This window comes from Rhizobium sp. Root483D2 (genome assembly GCF_001426685.1).
GTDB lineage: Bacteria > Pseudomonadota > Alphaproteobacteria > Rhizobiales > Rhizobiaceae > Pararhizobium > Pararhizobium qamdonense.
Genome location: NZ_LMFB01000004.1, coordinates 24,921 through 41,031, shown reverse-complemented (window position 1 = coordinate 41,031; position 16,111 = coordinate 24,921). Strand labels below are relative to the sequence as shown.

Sequence of the window (16,111 nt, the reverse complement as noted above, 5' to 3'; positions counted from 1 at the left end):
TCGCCCTACAGAATTCGAAGGGGAGCTCGACCCAATGGCCGGAACAACCGCGCAAAACGACCACCTTCATGACCATGCCCACGATCACGGGCATGACCATGACCACGCCCACAAGCCGCTGACCTTCTTTCAGCGCTGGTTCCTCTCGACCAACCACAAGGACATCGGCACGCTGTACCTGATCTTCGCGATCTTCGCGGGCATCGTCGGCGGCACGCTGTCGGTCTTCATGCGTGCCGAGCTGCAGGAGCCGGGCATCCAGATCTTCCACGGCCTGGCCTCCATGGTCTACGGCTTCGAAGGCGACGCTGCCATCGACGGCGGCAAGCAGATGTTCAACGTCTTCACCACGGCGCATGCGCTGATCATGATCTTCTTCATGGTCATGCCGGCGCTGATCGGCGGCTTTGCCAACTGGATGGTGCCGATCATGATCGGTGCGCCTGACATGGCGTTCCCGCGCATGAACAACATCTCCTTCTGGCTGATCATCCCGGCCTTCCTGCTGGTGCTCCTGTCGATGTTCGTCGAAGGCCCGGCCGGTGGTTATGGCTCCGGGGGTGGCTGGACGATCTATCCGCCTCTCTCGACGGCGGGAACGCCCGGACCCTCCATGGACCTCGTGATCCTCGGCCTGCACATTGCCGGCGCCTCGTCGATCCTCGGTGCGATCAACTTCATCACCACGATCCTTAACATGCGCGCTCCCGGCATGACGCTGCACAAGATGCCGCTGTTTGCCTGGTCGGTTCTGATCACCGCTTTCCTTCTGCTTCTCTCGCTGCCGGTTCTGGCAGGCGGCATCACCATGCTGCTCACCGACCGCAACTTCGGCACGTCCTTCTTCGCGCCTGAAGGCGGCGGCGACCCGATCCTGTTCCAGCACCTGTTCTGGTTCTTCGGTCACCCGGAAGTGTACATCCTGATCCTGCCCGGCTTCGGCATCGTCAGCCACATCGTCTCGACCTTCTCGCGCAAGCCGATCTTCGGTTACCTCGGCATGGCCTATGCCATGGTCGCCATCGGCGCCGTCGGCTTCATCGTCTGGGCGCACCATATGTACACCGTCGGCATGTCGCTCGACACGCAGCGCTACTTCGTCTTCGCGACGATGGTCATCGCGGTTCCGACCGGCGTGAAGATCTTCTCCTGGATTGCGACGATGTGGGGCGGTTCGATCCGCTTCACCACGCCGATGGTCTGGGCGATCGGTTTCATCTTCCTGTTCACCGTGGGCGGCGTCACCGGCGTTCAGCTCGCCAATGCCGGCCTCGACCGTTCGCTGCACGACACCTATTACGTGGTTGCCCATTTCCACTACGTTCTGTCGCTCGGCGCGGTGTTTGCGATCTTTGCCGGCTGGTACTATTGGTTCCCGAAAATGACCGGCTACATGTATTCGGAATTGATCGGCAAGCTGCACTTTTGGGTCATGTTCGTCGGCGTGAACCTTGTGTTCTTCCCGCAGCATTTCCTCGGCCTTGCCGGCATGCCGCGCCGTTACATCGACTATCCGGATGCCTATGCCGGCTGGAACGCCGTATCGTCCTACGGTTCCTACATCTCGGCTTTCGCCGTCCTGATCTTCCTGTTCGGCGTCTTTGAAGCCTTCTCCAAGAAGCGCGTTGCCGGCAACAACCCCTGGGGTGAGGGCGCCAACACGCTCGAATGGCAGCTGACATCGCCGCCGCCGTTCCACCAGTGGGAACAGCTGCCGCGCATCAAGTAAGCGCTTGCAAAACCTGGGCCGCCGGCAACGGCGGCTCCTCGACTTGAGGGAAAGCTGATACCGGCCGGGAGCGATGGTTCGTTAGGCCAAACCCGGCAAACCACCCTCCGTCATCCTCGGGCTAGACCCGAGGATCCACACCATTCCCTCCGGTATGCCTGGGCTGGCATGCTTGGGAATGGATCCTCGGGTCAGGCCTGAGGATGACAATGGGGTAGAGTAGCCCGGCGGTGACGAAGGAGAGGGAGGCCATGAGGCCTGCTCTCCCGGACAGCAAAACCGGACAACAGAAACGGAACGGACATGCAGGTTATCGACAATCACGAAGCAATCGGCACGGAAGGCGGCGTTCGTCTCTCTGAGGCCTCTGCGCGCGATTATTTCGAGCTGCTGAAGCCGCGCGTCATGTCGCTGGTGGTGTTCACGGGTCTCGCCGGCATGGTGATGGCACCCGGGCACATCAACCCGTTCATCGGTTTCATTGCGATCCTCTGTATCGCCGTGGGTGCTGGAGCGTCAGGCGCCCTCAACATGTGGTACGACGCGGATATCGACGCCGTCATGACCCGCACGGCAAAGCGGCCGATCCCGTCTGGCAAGATCACGGCGCAGGAAGCGCTGTCGTTCGGCATGACGCTGTCTGCCTTTTCCGTCTGCATTCTCGGCATCGTCGTCAACTGGCTGTCGGCCGGCTTGCTCGCATTCACGATCTTCTTCTATGTGGTGATCTACACGATGTGGCTGAAGCGCTCGACGCCGCAGAACATCGTCATCGGCGGTGCTGCCGGCGCTTTCCCGCCGATGATCGGCTGGGCCTGCGTTACCAATGGCATCGCCATCGAGAGTATCGTGCTCTTCCTCATCACCTTCCTGTGGACGCCGGCCCATTTCTGGGCGCTCGCCCTGTTCAAGATGCGCGATTACGGCGCCGTTGGCGTGCCGATGCTGCCGAATGTTTCGGGCGAGGCGACCACCAAGACGCAGATCGTCATCTACGCCGTGCTCACCGCGATCATCGGCGTCGTGCCGTCCATCCTCGGTTTCTCGAGCACCTATTACGGCGCTTTTGCCGCAGCGCTTGGCCTCGGCTTCATCTGGTACTCCATCGGCGTGCACCGGATGCCGGAAGGGGACGAGAAGATGGTGCCGGCCAAGAAGCTCTTTGCATTTTCGATCCTCTATCTCTTCGCGATCTTCTCCGCGCTGATGGTCGATCATCTGATTGCCACGCTGTGGCTTACTGCCGGAAAGGTTGCCTGATGGAACTCGTGACACTCACGGACGCCCAGAAGAAGTCGCGCCGCGGCCGCAATATCGCGCTGGGTGCCGTCCTCTTCGGTCTCGTTGCCATTTTCTATGTCGTAACGCTGATCAAGTTCAGCAACGGCATGGTTCAATAGGGAGAGATCATGGCCCCGATCAAAACACCGGAGCAGAAGAAGGAGCGGGCAAACGGCGTCATCGTCGCCTCCTGCATCGCCTTCGTCGTCGGCATGACGGGCATGGCCTATGCCGCCGTGCCGCTCTACGACATGTTCTGCCGGGTGACAGGCTATAACGGCACGACCAAACGCGTCGAGCAGGCGTCCGACGTCATCCTCGACCGGAAGATCAAGGTGACGTTCGATGCCAATATCGCATCGGACCTGCCCTGGGTGTTCAAGCCCGTGCAGCGCGAGATCGAACTGAAGATCGGCGAAACCGTGCAGGTCGAGTTCGAAGCAACCAATGTGGCGAAGAAAGCGACGACCGGTCAGGCGGTCTTCAACGTCACGCCGATGGCGGCCGGCGCCTATTTCAACAAGGTCGAGTGCTTCTGCTTTACCGAGACGACGCTGCAGCCGGGCGAAGACCTGAAGATGCCGGTGGTGTTCTTCATCGATCCGGAAATCGTCAAGGCGGTTGAGACCAAGGGGATCAACACGCTGACGCTCTCCTACACATTCTACGCCCGCGAGCCGTCGAAGCCGGTCGCGGCGCTCAAGGCAAAACCTGCCGAAACTGACAGAAAACTTTGACAGATCACAGTTTTCGGCTAAGCCGGAAATGACGACATGAGAAAGACTTATCGGGGATAGTCCACATGGCCGATGCGCACCAGAAAAATCACGACTACCACATCATCGATCCGAGCCCCTGGCCGCTGATCGCCTCGATCGGCGCCTTCGTCATGGCCTTTGGCGGCGTCGGCTATATGCGATACCTGTCGGGCGGCACGCTGCACCTGTTCGGCCTGAACTGGGCGCATCCGTGGTTCTTCTTCATCGGTCTCGCCGTCGTGCTCTACACGATGTATGGCTGGTGGGCCGATACGATCAAGGAAGCGCATGAGGGGCATCATACCCGCGTCGTGTCGCTGCACCTGCGTTACGGCATGATCATGTTCATCGCTTCGGAAGTGATGTTCTTCGTCGCCTGGTTCTGGGCCTATTTCGATGCCAGCCTGTTTCCGGGCGAGGCCATCCAGGCCACCCGCGCCGCCTTCACCGGCGGTACATGGCCGCCCAAGGGCATCGAGGTTCTCGATCCCTGGCACCTGCCGCTCTACAACACCGTCATCCTGCTTCTGTCCGGCACCACGGTCACCTGGGCGCACCACGCCCTGTTGCACGGCGACCGCAAGGGCCTGATCAACGGCCTGACGCTGACGGTCCTGCTCGGCATCCTGTTCTCGGGCGTTCAGGCCTACGAATATGTCCACGCTCCGTTCGCCTTCAAGGACTCGATCTACGGCGCGACCTTCTTCATGGCGACCGGCTTCCATGGTTTCCACGTCCTGGTCGGCACGATCTTCCTCGCCATCTGCCTGATCCGCGCGCTGAAGGGCGACTTCACCCCCAAGCAGCATTTCGGCTTCGAAGCCGCCGCCTGGTACTGGCATTTCGTCGACGTGGTCTGGCTCTTCCTGTTCTTCTCGATCTACGTCTGGGGCGGCTGGGGTGCCCCGATCCACGGCTGATCGGACGATACACAAAATTTTCGGGCGGCCGCAGCAATGCGGCCGTTTCTGTTTGAAGCGATGGCTGAGGGTAAATTGACGGAATGTATCCTTTCGGATACGATTGATCATGCTCGTATTTGAAACAACCGATGTGTTCAAGGATTGGCTGTTTTCGCTGCGGGACGTGAAGGCGAAGGCCAGAATTCTTGCGCGGATACGCTCCGCCGAGTTCGGCAATCTGGGAGACTGCGCACCGGTTGGCGAGGGTGTCTCGGAAATGCGGATCCATTATGGACCCGGGTATCGCTTGTATTTCAAACGACGTGGCGACGTTGTCTATCTCCTGCTCGCCGGGGGCGACAAGTCCAGCCAGAAGCGGGACATAGCAGCCGCATTGAAGATGGCGAAGTCGCTTTAGAAGGGTAAATCATGACAACGGTCTCCAGATTTGACGCATCCGAGTTTCTCGATGACGATGACCTTGTCGCCGAATATCTCACGGCTGCGATGGAGGATGACAATCCCGATGTCTTCATCGCGGCTCTTGGTGATGTCGCCAAGGCGCGCGGAATGACTGAGATTGCCAGGGCCTCGGGGCTTGGCCGCGAAAGCCTCTACAAGTCGCTGCGGGGCGGATCGAAGGCCCGGTTTGAAACGCTCCACAAGATCGTTAATACGCTCGGGTTGAAGATGACGATTGTTGCCGATCGCCCAACACCTTGAGTGCAACTTTGCTCCCCGTCGCACGATGCGTCTTTGTCGCAGGCTTTGCCATTGGACGAAGGCGGGCGCTGGGGTTACGTAGTCGGCTGACTCATTGGCACACAGCCGCCGCGAACAGTTTGGAAGAACCGGATGAACGAAGACAGCGCACATTTTCCACCGGTCGAGCCGGTGAGGGCCGGGCTCAAGGGGCTTTGCCCGCGCTGCGGACAGGGCAAGCTGTTTGACGGCTTTTTGACATTGAAGCCGGCCTGCGCCAATTGCGGCCTGGATTATGGCTTTGCCGATGCCGGCGATGGGCCGGTGGTGTTCGTCATCCTGATCGTCGGTTTCATCGTTGTGGGCGCAGCACTCTGGATGGAGGTCAATATCAATCCGCCGCTCTGGGTGCATTTCCTGTTGTGGATACCGCTCGCCATCGTCTTTAGTCTGGCGCTGATGCGCATGCTCAAGGGCGTGCTCATCAATGTCCAGTTCCGCAACAATGCGCGCCAGGGTGAGATCGATCGTGGCTGATAGCGTGTCAACGAAGAAGGGCGGCGGTCTGGTCGGCCGCATCGCCGGCATCGTGCTGGTCCTCGTCGCGCTGGCGATCCTCTTGGCGCTCGGCACATGGCAGATGGAACGGCTGGCCTGGAAAGAGGGGCTTCTGGCCTCGATTGCGGAGCGGCGCGCGGCACCGCCCGTTGACCTCGCGGCCATCGAGGCTCTGGCCAAGGCCGGAGACGACGTCGATTACCGCACGGTGCGCGTTACTGGCACCTATCTCAACAACAAGGAGAGGCATTTCTTCGCCACTTTCGGCGGCCGCACCGGCTATTACGTCTATACGCCGCTTGAGCTGAACGATGGCCGGATCGTTCTCGTCAATCGCGGCTTCGTCACTTTCGAGGCGAAGGAACCGGAAATGCGCAAGCAGGGCCAGCTGACCGGCGAGCAGACCGTCACCGGGCTGTCCCGCGCCAAGTTGCTTGCAAAACCATCCTGGGCCGTGCCGGACAATGATATCGCCAAGAACATCTTCTACTGGAAGGATCTCGATGTCATGGCATCGAGCGCCGGCCTCGATCCCGCCAAGGTCGAGCCTTTCTTCATCGATGCCGATGCGACGGCGCATGACGGCGGCATGCCGATCGGCGGCGTGACGCAGTTCGATCTTCCCAACAGCCATCTGCAATATGCGATGACCTGGTACGGGCTGGCCGCAGCCTTGGTCGTCATCAGCGGGATTTTCATCTTCCGGCGGAAGACATAAGGTCGATCCAGTCCTGAGCCGGAGGGAATCTAATGGCCATTCTTGCAAACATCCTGATCGCCGTGACGGCGCTGATGCATGCCGGGTTTCTCGTGCTCGAAATGTTTCTCTGGACCGGGCCGCAGGCGCGAAAAATCTTCCGGATGACACCGGAACAGGCGGAGGCGACCAGGGTTCTGGCCGCCAATCAGGGGCTCTATAACGGCTTTCTCGCCGCCGGACTTCTGTGGTCGCTGATCACTGCGCCGCCCGAATTTGCCGTGCAGTTGAAGCTGTTCTTCCTTGTGTGCGTGATCGTTGCCGCTATATATGGCGCATGGTCGGTCAAGCCGCGCATCCTGCTCGTGCAGGGCGGCCCGGCCATTCTCGGCCTTGTGTTCACCTTACTGGCATTCTGATCAATGGCGACGTCCCTTCCAGCAAAGACCCCGATCACCCTGCGCCTGTGCGGCCCGCGCGGTTTCTGCGCCGGGGTCGACCGGGCGATCCAGATCGTCGTTCTGGCGCTGAAGGAATTTGGCGCGCCTGTTTATGTCCGCCACGAGATCGTTCACAACCGCTATGTCGTCGAGGGGCTTGAGGCCAAGGGCGCGATCTTCGTGGAGGAACTCGACGAGATCCCGCCTGAGCATCGCAAGCAACCGGTGGTGTTTTCCGCCCATGGCGTGCCGAAATCGGTTCCGGCCGATGCGACGCAGCGCAATCTCTTCTACCTCGACGCCACATGCCCGCTGGTCTCCAAGGTCCACAAGCAGGCCATGCGCCACCAGAAGCTCGGCCGCCATGTGGTGCTGATCGGCCATGCCGGACATCCCGAGGTGATCGGCACGATGGGTCAATTGCCCGAAGGTGCGGTGTCGCTGGTGGAAACGGTCGAGGACGCCGAAACCTATATGCCGCCGGATGCCGACAATCTCGGTTTCGTCACACAGACCACGCTCTCTGTCGATGATACGGCAGGCGTCATCAAGCGGCTGCACGAGCGCTTCCCGAACCTGACGGCGCCTGCCGCCGATTCGATCTGCTACGCGACGACCAACCGCCAGGAAGCGGTGAAACAGGCGGCTCCTGGCTGCGATCATTTCATCATCGTCGGCGCACCGAATTCGTCCAATTCCAAGCGGCTGGTCGAAGTGGCACTGCGCGCCGGGGCAAAAAAATCGGTGCTTGTCCAGCGGGCGTCGGAAATCGACTGGGATGATTTCGCCGATATCTCTACAGTCGGCCTGTCGGCGGGTGCGTCGGCACCGGAAGTCATCGTCAACGAGATTATCGAGGCTTTTCGCGTGCGCTATGATGCCGCCGTGGAATTGGCCGACACGGTCGAGGAAACCGAAAACTTCCTCGTCAACCGCGAATTGCGCCACGTTCCCTTGACGGCGCAGGACATGGCGTTTGTGAATGGGGAGTGACGGCAAAACGTGCATGCGGCGTGGATCCTCGGGTCAAGCCCGAGGATGACGGCTTCGAGTTTGTTATGTTTTGAAGCCAATTGCCTGCGCTGTGGCCGTCCCACTCTCCGTCATCCTCGGGCTTGACCCGAGGATCCATTCGCAGGCAAACCCCTTCCACCTATTCTAGCTCAGAGATCCGACCTTGGCAGTTTACACCGATATCACCGAAGACGATCTCAACGGCTTTCTGAAGCAATATGATGTCGGCACGCTGACGTCCTACAAGGGCATTGCCGAAGGCGTCGAGAACACCAATTTTCTGCTGCACACCACCAAGGGCGCCTATATCCTGACGCTTTACGAAAAGCGGGTGGACCAGAACGATCTGCCGTTTTTCCTCGGGCTGATGCATCATCTGGCCGGCAACGGTTTGTCCTGCCCGCTGCCTCTGCCGCGTGCCGATGGTGCGTTGCTCGGCCATCTCTCGGGCCGTCCGGCCGCCGTCATTTCCTTCCTCGAGGGCATGTGGCTGCGCAAGCCAGATGCCAGCCATTGCCGCGAGGTCGGCAAGGCGCTCGCCGCCATGCATGTGGCCGGCGAGGGCTTCGAGATCCGCCGTCCGAACGCGCTGTCCGTCGGCGGCTGGCGGCCGCTGTGGAACAATTCGCGCGACCGCGCCGACGAGGTGCAACAGGGGCTGGCGGATGAGATTGCCCATGAACTGGATTTTCTCGAGGCCAACTGGCCGAAGGACCTGCCGGAGGGCGTCATCCATGCCGATCTCTTCCCCGACAACGTTTTCTTCCTTGGCGACCAACTGTCCGGGCTGATCGACTTTTATTTCGCCTGCAACGACCTGCTCGCCTATGACGTCTCGGTCTGCCTGAATGCCTGGTGCTTCGAAAAGGACGGCGCGTTCAACATCACCAAGGGCATGGCGCTGCTTGCGGGTTACCAGAGCGTGCGGCCGCTGACATCTGCCGAGATCGAAGCGCTGCCGCTGCTTGCGCGCGGTTCGGCGCTGCGGTTTTTCCTGACGCGGCTCTACGACTGGCTGATGACGCCGGCCGGTGCCCTCGTGGTCAAGAAGGACCCGCTCGAATATCTGAAGAAGCTGCAGTTCCACCGCTCCGTCGCAACATCAGCCGAATACGGCCTCACCAACGAGACAATGCCCGCATGAAACATGTCGATATCTTCACCGATGGCGCCTGCTCCGGAAACCCCGGTCCGGGCGGCTGGGGCGCGGTGCTGCGCTATGGCGAAACCGAGAAGGACCTGTGCGGCGGCGAGGCGGAAACCACCAACAACCGCATGGAACTGCTGGCGGCGATCACTGCGCTCACGAGCCTGAAGACGCAGTGTGAAGTCGATCTCTATACCGATTCGAAATATGTCATGGACGGCATCGGCAAGTGGATCCACGGCTGGAAGAAGAACGGCTGGAAGACCGCAGACAAGAAGCCGGTGAAGAACGGCGAACTCTGGCAGGCGCTCGATGCCGCCAACCAGAGCCACAAGGTCACCTGGCACTGGGTCAAGGGCCATGCCGGCCACCCGGAAAACGAACGCGCCGACGAACTCGCCCGCAAGGGCATGGAACCGTTCAAGAAGAAGCGGTAAGCTCTATCGTCCGTCGGTAAACTCGACCAGGTCCCAGAGATTTCCATAGAGGTCCTCGAACACGGCGACGATGCCGTAGGGAGCCTCTTTCGGTTCGCGGATAAAGCGGATTCCTGTCTCGACCATCTTTGCATGATCGCGCCAGAAATCATCGGTCTGCAAAAACAGGAACACGCGCCCGCCCGCCTGATTGCCGACGAACGGTTCCTGGACCGGCGAGGACGCCTTTGCCAAAAGCAGCGCTGTGCTGCCCTTGCCAGGCGGCCGCACAACCACCCAGCGTTTGGCCTGCTCGGGCTGGTAACTGTCCTCGACCAGCACGAAACCGAGCTTGCCGACGTAAAAAGCAATCGCCGCGTCATAATCGGCAACGACGAGCGCGATCAGCGCGATGCTCTGGTTCATGACATCCCCTTGCCGGTTACTTCACGGTACAGACACCATTGGCGCCGCCCTTGCCGGTATAGGACACATCCGCCGATCCATCCGGACTGATGGTGAGCGATATGGTGACACCGCCGCCCTTGGCTTCATAATAGTTCTCGTTGAAGACCTTGAGCTTGCCTTCCTTGCCGTTGATATAGACCGGACCGCCCTGATCGGCATGAACTTCGATATTGCCGGGGCAGGTGGCGTTCACAAGCGGAATCTTGGCTGCGGCCTGGCCAGCCACCGTCATGACGGCAATAGCCGCACCGATACGAAAAAACGTCTTCATCGTGACCTCCCGAATTCGTCTTCCATGAAAACATGCCCTCTCGCCATGGCAAGTCAAGGACCGGAGGAAAACACTTAGCCCTTGCGGTAAGTGTTACGTCGTGATACTTAGCCTTATGGATCAGTATTCACACCAGCTCGACGGCATTTTCCAGGCGCTGGCAGACCCGACGCGGCGGGCCGTGCTGGTGCGGCTGGGCAATGGACCGGCCAGCATCAGCGACCTTGCCGAACCCTTCGCCATGGCCTTGCCGTCCTTCATGAAACACATTCATTTTCTGGAGGGCAGCGGCCTGATCAAGACCCGCAAGCAGGGGCGGGTCCGGACCTGCACCATCGAGAAACAGCAGTTTGCCGCAGTCGATGCGTGGCTGTCGGCGCAGCGTTCGCTGTGGGAGGGCCGTACCGACAGGCTTGAGCAGTTCGTTACCAGGACACAAGAAACCAAGACTTAAGAAACAAGGAGGCTGACAATGACCACACCCGACCCCAGGCTCGACCTGACGATTTCCCGGATCATCAAGGCGCCGCGATCGCTTGTCTGGAGCGCCTGGACCGATCCGTCACGCTTCGAGCAATGGTGGATCCCCGCACCGGCCAAATGCAAGGTGGTCGCCATGGACCTGCGCCCGGGCGGAGCCCTTACGACGCAGATGAGCGAAAACGGCGGCGATTTCCAGCCGCATCTCTCCGCCTGTTTTCTGGATGTGCGGGACGGCGAGCGGATCGTCTTTACCAACGCGCTGACCGGCGGCTGGCGCCCGGCCGAACAGCCCTTCATGACAGCCATCGTCACGCTGCAGGATCATCCAGACGGCACCAATTACCATGCTCATGTCATGCACAAGAGCAATGCCGACCGGACAATGCACGAAGAGCTGGGCTTCTTCGACGGCTGGGGCACGGTCATTGGCCAGCTTGCAACATTGGTCGAGAAGCGGGTTCAGTAAGTTTCACCGGCGCCAAGGCCTGCCGGTTCAACCGGCAGGCAATGCTGCGATCATCCGGCCTGAACGCCAGACCTCAAATCTGCTCGAGCATGGCGGCAGCGGCAGAGACGGTCGCCTGTCCGGGGCTTTCCTCGACATTGATGGTTTTCACCACGCCGTCTTCCACCAGCATCGAATAGCGCTTGGAGCGCAGGCCGAGCGTGCCGGCCGAGAGATCGATATCCATGCCGAGAGCCTTGGTGAAGGCGGCGTTCCAGTCGGAGAGAAAATGGATCTTGCCCATGCCGCCCGATGCGGTTGCCCAGGCGCCCATCACATGCAGGTCGTTGACGGCAACGACGGCGATATCATCGACGCCGCGGGCAAGGATAGCATCGCGGTTTTCCAGGTAACCCGGCAGGTGGTTGAGCGAGCAGGTCGGCGTAAAAGCGCCGGGAACGGCAAAGAGCACGACCTTCTTGCCGGAAAACAGCTGGTCGGTGGTGATTTCGACCGGGCCATCGGCGGTCTTTTCCTTGAAGGTGGCGGCAGGCAGCTTGTCTCCGACGGAAATGGTCACGGTCTCACTCCTTGAAGTCTTTTTCGGGAAGGCCGGAGCGCTGAAGGCTCCGTGGTCGATGGGAATATAGATTCGGTTCAGTCAAAGGCAAGCGGGGTTTCGATGCTCTGATCGCCCGAACGCGCAACCAGCGTCACCGCGCCGCTTTTCAAGGCGCCGCCCTTGGCGGGAACCCTGACCGGCACCACCGCCGTCACCTTGCCATCCTGCGCGACAACAGTGTCCGGCGTGCCGAAACTATAGCCGGCAGGACCGGACAGGAAGATTTCCGCAGGCATTGCCGCTGGCGTTACCAGTTCCAGGTGCAGGCGTTTTTCAGCCGCGTCGAAGGCGGCGGCCGTCACCTTGAACGTGCCGGACGGCGGCATCGGCAGCGCCGCGACGGCATCCTCGATCCGGGCCCGGTCGAGCGGGTTTTCCGCAAGTCCCTCAGGCAAAGAAAGGTGCAGGTCTGCCTGCACCGGGATGCAGATATCCTTGCAGATCCCGAGAAACACCGAGGCATTCAGGCTGAGATCGCCGCTTTTCTCGCGCTTCAGAGAGAGCGGAAAGGCCACCGAATGATCATAGCCCGCATACCCCGCAATGCCGTCGTGAAATGCCTTCGGCGCTGGAAAGCGCAGACCGGAAAAGACAATGCCGTCCTTCGGGTCGATGGTGACCTGCGGTGGGATCCCGCTGGCACCGGGCTCGATCCAGTAGGTTTTCCAGCCGGGCTTCAGCCGGATGTCGAGAATGGCCGGGATCGTGCCATCAGCGAGCGGTTTGGCGGCGACGATGCGAACCTCGCCGCCTTGCGACTGCACCCACTGGCTTTGTGCGGCCATGGCGGCCGGGGCAATAAAAAAATACGCTGCAAGGGTTGCCAGCGCAGCCAAATGAGGCACAATCTCTCGGAGGCGATGATGTTTCATGACGCTGAGGCTTACCGGTTTTGAGGCAGGCTTGAAAGATGCCGGCTCTCACCTCGCGATCATTTTCTCTTGATGGCACACGGCTTCAAGGCGCGGAACATCCTCGAGAAAAGACCAGAGTGGAAGCGCTTTTCATTTGAACCTGAGGCTAAGACCATGATGGCGACGTTCCAGAAAAAGCGCGAACGCGGGGTGTTGGACGGTCAGTTCCTGATCGCCATGCCCGGCATGTTCGACAGCAATTTTGCCCGCACCGTCATTTTCGTTTGCGCCCATTCGGACGACGGCGCCATGGGCTTCGTGCTCAACCGGCCGCAGCAGCTGACATTTCCCGACGTTCTCCTGCATCTGCAGATCATCGATCAGGAGCAGGCCATCCGGCTTCCGGGCATTACCCGCGATTTCCAGATCCAGACCGGCGGCCCGGTGGAAACCGGCCGTGGCTTCGTTCTGCATTCGGATGATTACCTCAGCGAATCCAGCATTCCCGTCAATGACGACATCTGCCTGACGGCAACGCTCGATATCGTGCGGGCGATTTCGCGCGGCGAGGGGCCTGCCAAGGCGATGATGATGCTTGGCTATGCCGGCTGGGGTGCGGGCCAGCTTGAAAATGAAATCGCCAACAATGGCTGGCTGAATTGCCCGGCCAGCGAAGAGCTGATCTTCGACCGCGGCCTTGGCGACAAATACGACCGGGCTCTGGCCTCGATGGGTGTGGCGCCTGCCATGCTGTCGGTCGATGCCGGCCATGCATAGGGCCAATCTATTTTCGACTTTGTTGTCTTAAGCCGGAACAAATTCAGCCGCTCTCCGTTTTCCAGTCGTAAGGACAGGACGATCCGATCCTGACCTCAACCTCTCAAGGAGACTGATCATGGGTAGCACTTCCGACAAGATTTCCGGCGCCGCCAATCAGGCAGCAGGCAAGGTCAAGCAGGCAGCAGGCAAGGCAACCGGCAGCGAAAAGCTGCAGGCTGAAGGCAAGGGCCAGGAAGTCAAGGGCAAGGTCCAGACGGCCACAGGCAAGGCCAAGGACGCCGTCAAGGGTACCGTTGATCGCATGTAATCCGGTTTGCCGTTGGCAGGCCTCATTGGCCACCGGCGGCTCCCAAGTGCGCGAATCGACTGTCCTGACGGGTTCAACTGGATAGAAGATTTCAGCGCCGATGCCCGCTGTGCCTTGTGCCGGCGGGCATTTCTTTGCGACACACCACATATTCGGGCGATGGCTGTTACGGCAGTCACTCTTTTTCATTCATCATCGGCGGAGCCATAGGCGGGGCGATTTTTATGAGACTTTACGAATGCGGTAACTGCGGAAATCCCGTCCATTTCGACAATCGCGTCTGCATCAATTGCGGATCGCAACTCGGCTTTCTGCCGGAGGCCATGTCGATGCAGGCGGTAACACCCGCAGGGCAAGACCTGTGGCAGGCATCTTCGCGTCCGGTGGCCGATGTGCGCTTCTGCGCCAATGCGGCCCACGATATCTGCAACTGGCTGATCTCCACCAATGACGATCACGCCTATTGCCAGGCCTGCCGCTACAACCGCATCGTCCCGGTGACCGACAATCCGGAGGGCTTGGCGCGCTGGCAGAAGATTGGCCAGGCGCAGCGGCATCTGTTCTATTCGCTCCTGCGCTGGAAACTGCCACGCCCCGGCCGCGACGCCGATCCGCAAGGCGGCCTGGTGTTCGATTTCCTGGCCGACGAGGTGGATGCGAATGGCAATGTGGTTCCCGCCATGACCGGCCACGAAGACGGCCTGATCAGCCTGCGTGCAGCCGAGGCCAATGACGCGACGCGCGAAAGCGTGCGTGTCTCGATGAATGAGCCTTACAGGACGCTGCTTGGCCATTTCCGTCATGAGATCGGCCATTTCTACTGGGCGCAATTGGTGCGCGACGAGCAAACGCTTGCCGAAGCCCGCGCCCTGTTCGGCGACGAGCGCGAGGACTATGCCGAGGCGCTGAAGCGCAACTACGAGCAGGGACCGCCGGCCGACTGGCAGCTGAACTTCATCAGCACCTATGCCAGCGCCCACCCGGCCGAAGATTTCGCCGAATGCTGGGCGCATTTCTTCCACATCGTCGATACGCTGGAGACAGCCCGCTCCTTCGGCCTGTCCACCGAGCCCCGCCGCCACGAGGACATGGCCGCCGAAGTCGATTTCGACCCCTACCGCGCGAACGATGCCCAACGCCTCGTCGATGCCTGGGTCCCCTTAAGCGTAGCACTCAACAGCATCCAGCGCAGCATGGGCCAGCCCGACAGCTACCCGTTCGTGCTGTCACCCCCGGTGGTGCAAAAACTCGATTTCATCAACAGTTTGATCCGCCGTGCAGGGGCGGTGTACGGGCAGTAGGTTGAACATCGGCCGCCGTTGACGGAAGGCGGCATACCCCGATTTTACGTCGTAAACGCCGTCGGTGGCTTAGGTGCTGCCGACGGCTGTTTGTCTACAGACGTTGCCGTCGGATCGCTCGTCGGGTGACCAAATTGGGTCATATAACCGTCAGCCGCCTCGTCTGTCTTGCACCAAAAGCGGACAACGGGCTAATTGCGATCCGGAGCTATCGCTTGTTGGACACGCAACGGCATAACAATGGCAACGAAGTATGGAATACGTATAAAAGCTGCGCCCAAAGTGGGAAACATCTACTGGTGTGACTTACACCCCGAAAACGTGATCCATATCCCTGAATTCTGGAAAAAGCGCCCTGTCGTTGTCGTCAGCAAGAACGCAACCTTGCACGGTAAGGTCACGGTATTGCCGATGACTACGGATGACGACAACGCGAAGAATGCGAACGCCATTGAGATCAGCGCCGAAATGCAAGGCAGGATTGATGGCAAGCGTACATGGGTAGTGTGTGACCATCTCATGACAGTGGCAACCAGCAGGCTCGACAATGTGAGCAACACTCCGCCGCGTTTAAAGGGTGACGAACTAACGGTGATTTTACAGAAGGCGCATGCCATCATTGCGGGGTGGGTGCCACCTCTGCCGGCGAACGTAGCAGTTACAAAAACACGGCCGTCCGAGTGACCCCATCAACGGCCGTTGCTGGGACGGTAGAAACAGTACAAACGAAGACGGAACGGAAGCCTCTGAGATGACGCAGCGTGATCGATCTCGATACAGCACGGCTTCATGGGTGTTGACTACGACAGAGTCCAAAGCTAAATATAGATCATTCGCGGGGCCGATGAGGTCGCCGTCTCTCCGCAAGGAGACTCATAAGCCAAGCCACCCTCGCGGGTGGCTTTGGTCGTTCTAGGGGTTATACTCGAGTAAGTA

The 16,111-nt window shown here is 60.1% G+C and carries 23 protein-coding genes; 19 read left to right on the top strand and 4 right to left on the bottom strand.

Annotation, left to right across the window (positions count from 1 at the left end; genetic code table 11):
• Positions 1-34 precede the first annotated feature (34 nt).
• The 13 genes from ctaD (at position 35) to rnhA (ending at position 9,665) form a co-directional block, all read left to right on the top strand.
• Positions 35-1,729 (top strand): cytochrome c oxidase subunit I, encoded by a 1,695-nt coding sequence (gene ctaD, locus ASD32_RS02970; protein WP_060636417.1) that lies wholly within the window; start codon positions 35-37, stop codon positions 1,727-1,729.
• Between the two features lie 303 nt (positions 1,730-2,032).
• Entirely contained in the window at positions 2,033-2,989 is a 957-nt protein-coding gene (locus ASD32_RS02965; protein WP_060636416.1) for a heme o synthase, read from the top strand.
• Positions 2,989-3,129, top strand: coding sequence for a hypothetical protein (locus ASD32_RS30215; protein ID WP_060636415.1), 141 nt, complete (start codon positions 2,989-2,991; stop codon positions 3,127-3,129). Before ASD32_RS02965 ends, ASD32_RS30215 begins: the two co-directional genes overlap by 1 nt.
• 9 nt (positions 3,130-3,138) lie before the next feature.
• A complete protein-coding gene (locus ASD32_RS02955; RefSeq protein WP_060636414.1) occupies positions 3,139-3,747 on the top strand; it encodes a cytochrome c oxidase assembly protein in 609 nt (202 codons plus the stop codon).
• A gap of 65 nt (positions 3,748-3,812) precedes the next feature.
• Positions 3,813-4,688 carry a cytochrome c oxidase subunit 3 gene (locus ASD32_RS02950; protein ID WP_060636413.1) on the top strand — a complete coding sequence of 292 codons (876 nt, stop codon included), beginning with the start codon at positions 3,813-3,815 and terminating at the stop codon, positions 4,686-4,688.
• A 109-nt stretch (positions 4,689-4,797) separates the two neighbouring features.
• A complete protein-coding gene (locus ASD32_RS02945; protein ID WP_060636412.1) occupies positions 4,798-5,088 on the top strand; it encodes a type II toxin-antitoxin system RelE/ParE family toxin in 291 nt (96 codons plus the stop codon).
• A gap of 11 nt (positions 5,089-5,099) precedes the next feature.
• Entirely contained in the window at positions 5,100-5,393 is a 294-nt protein-coding gene (locus tag ASD32_RS02940) for an addiction module antidote protein (protein ID WP_060636411.1), read from the top strand.
• A gap of 132 nt (positions 5,394-5,525) precedes the next feature.
• A complete protein-coding gene (locus ASD32_RS02935) occupies positions 5,526-5,909 on the top strand; it encodes a DUF983 domain-containing protein (RefSeq protein WP_060636410.1) in 384 nt (127 codons plus the stop codon).
• The gene (locus ASD32_RS02930) at positions 5,878-6,648 is read left to right on the top strand and encodes an SURF1 family protein (RefSeq protein WP_082546618.1); all 771 of its coding nucleotides are present in this window, start codon (positions 5,878-5,880) and stop codon (positions 6,646-6,648) included. The genes ASD32_RS02935 and ASD32_RS02930 overlap by 32 nt, the downstream gene beginning before the upstream one ends.
• A gap of 32 nt (positions 6,649-6,680) precedes the next feature.
• On the top strand, positions 6,681-7,046 hold the full coding sequence (locus ASD32_RS02925; protein WP_060636409.1) for a DUF1304 domain-containing protein: 366 nt from the start codon (positions 6,681-6,683) through the stop codon (positions 7,044-7,046).
• A 3-nt stretch (positions 7,047-7,049) separates the two neighbouring features.
• On the top strand, positions 7,050-8,060 hold the full coding sequence (gene ispH / locus ASD32_RS02920; protein WP_060636408.1) for a 4-hydroxy-3-methylbut-2-enyl diphosphate reductase: 1,011 nt from the start codon (positions 7,050-7,052) through the stop codon (positions 8,058-8,060).
• 184 nt (positions 8,061-8,244) lie between these two features.
• Entirely contained in the window at positions 8,245-9,225 is a 981-nt protein-coding gene (locus ASD32_RS02915; RefSeq protein WP_060636407.1) for a homoserine kinase, read from the top strand.
• Positions 9,222-9,665 carry a ribonuclease HI gene (gene rnhA / locus ASD32_RS02910; protein ID WP_060636406.1) on the top strand — a complete coding sequence of 148 codons (444 nt, stop codon included), beginning with the start codon at positions 9,222-9,224 and terminating at the stop codon, positions 9,663-9,665. Before ASD32_RS02915 ends, rnhA begins: the two co-directional genes overlap by 4 nt.
• Before the next feature lie 3 nt (positions 9,666-9,668).
• Here rnhA and ASD32_RS02905 read toward each other — a convergent pair whose 3' ends face one another.
• On the bottom strand, positions 9,669-10,070 hold the full coding sequence (locus ASD32_RS02905; RefSeq protein ID WP_060636405.1) for a VOC family protein: 402 nt from the start codon (positions 10,068-10,070) through the stop codon (positions 9,669-9,671).
• Positions 10,071-10,086: 16 nt separating this feature from the next.
• Positions 10,087-10,383 (bottom strand): hypothetical protein, encoded by a 297-nt coding sequence (locus tag ASD32_RS02900; RefSeq protein ID WP_060636404.1) that lies wholly within the window; start codon positions 10,381-10,383, stop codon positions 10,087-10,089.
• Between the two features lie 115 nt (positions 10,384-10,498).
• Here ASD32_RS02900 and ASD32_RS02895 point away from each other — a divergent pair, with 115 nt between their 5' ends.
• Together ASD32_RS02895 and ASD32_RS02890 are read left to right on the top strand one after the other, a co-directional pair.
• Positions 10,499-10,837 carry a metalloregulator ArsR/SmtB family transcription factor gene (locus ASD32_RS02895; RefSeq protein ID WP_060636403.1) on the top strand — a complete coding sequence of 113 codons (339 nt, stop codon included), beginning with the start codon at positions 10,499-10,501 and terminating at the stop codon, positions 10,835-10,837.
• An 18-nt stretch (positions 10,838-10,855) separates the two neighbouring features.
• Positions 10,856-11,332, top strand: coding sequence for an SRPBCC family protein (locus tag ASD32_RS02890; protein WP_060636402.1), 477 nt, complete (start codon positions 10,856-10,858; stop codon positions 11,330-11,332).
• A 73-nt stretch (positions 11,333-11,405) separates the two neighbouring features.
• Here ASD32_RS02890 and ASD32_RS02885 read toward each other — a convergent pair whose 3' ends face one another.
• Entirely contained in the window at positions 11,406-11,891 is a 486-nt protein-coding gene (locus ASD32_RS02885; RefSeq protein ID WP_060636401.1) for a peroxiredoxin, read from the bottom strand.
• 77 nt (positions 11,892-11,968) lie between these two features.
• Positions 11,969-12,778, bottom strand: a complete 810-nt coding sequence (locus tag ASD32_RS02880) for a protein-disulfide reductase DsbD domain-containing protein (protein ID WP_244490084.1) — start codon at positions 12,776-12,778, stop codon at positions 11,969-11,971.
• Positions 12,779-12,964: 186 nt separating this feature from the next.
• Here ASD32_RS02880 and ASD32_RS02875 point away from each other — a divergent pair, with 186 nt between their 5' ends.
• The 4 genes from ASD32_RS02875 (at position 12,965) to ASD32_RS02860 (ending at position 15,859) form a co-directional block, all read left to right on the top strand.
• A complete protein-coding gene (locus tag ASD32_RS02875) occupies positions 12,965-13,564 on the top strand; it encodes a YqgE/AlgH family protein (RefSeq protein ID WP_060636525.1) in 600 nt (199 codons plus the stop codon).
• A 118-nt stretch (positions 13,565-13,682) separates the two neighbouring features.
• Positions 13,683-13,874, top strand: a complete 192-nt coding sequence (locus ASD32_RS02870; RefSeq protein ID WP_060636399.1) for a CsbD family protein — start codon at positions 13,683-13,685, stop codon at positions 13,872-13,874.
• A 224-nt stretch (positions 13,875-14,098) separates the two neighbouring features.
• Positions 14,099-15,175: a putative zinc-binding peptidase gene (locus ASD32_RS02865; protein WP_060636398.1), complete on the top strand. Its 1,077-nt coding sequence runs from the start codon at positions 14,099-14,101 to the stop codon at positions 15,173-15,175.
• 240 nt (positions 15,176-15,415) lie between these two features.
• The gene (locus ASD32_RS02860; RefSeq protein ID WP_060636397.1) at positions 15,416-15,859 is read left to right on the top strand and encodes a type II toxin-antitoxin system PemK/MazF family toxin; all 444 of its coding nucleotides are present in this window, start codon (positions 15,416-15,418) and stop codon (positions 15,857-15,859) included.
• Positions 15,860-16,111: the final 252 nt, after the last annotated feature.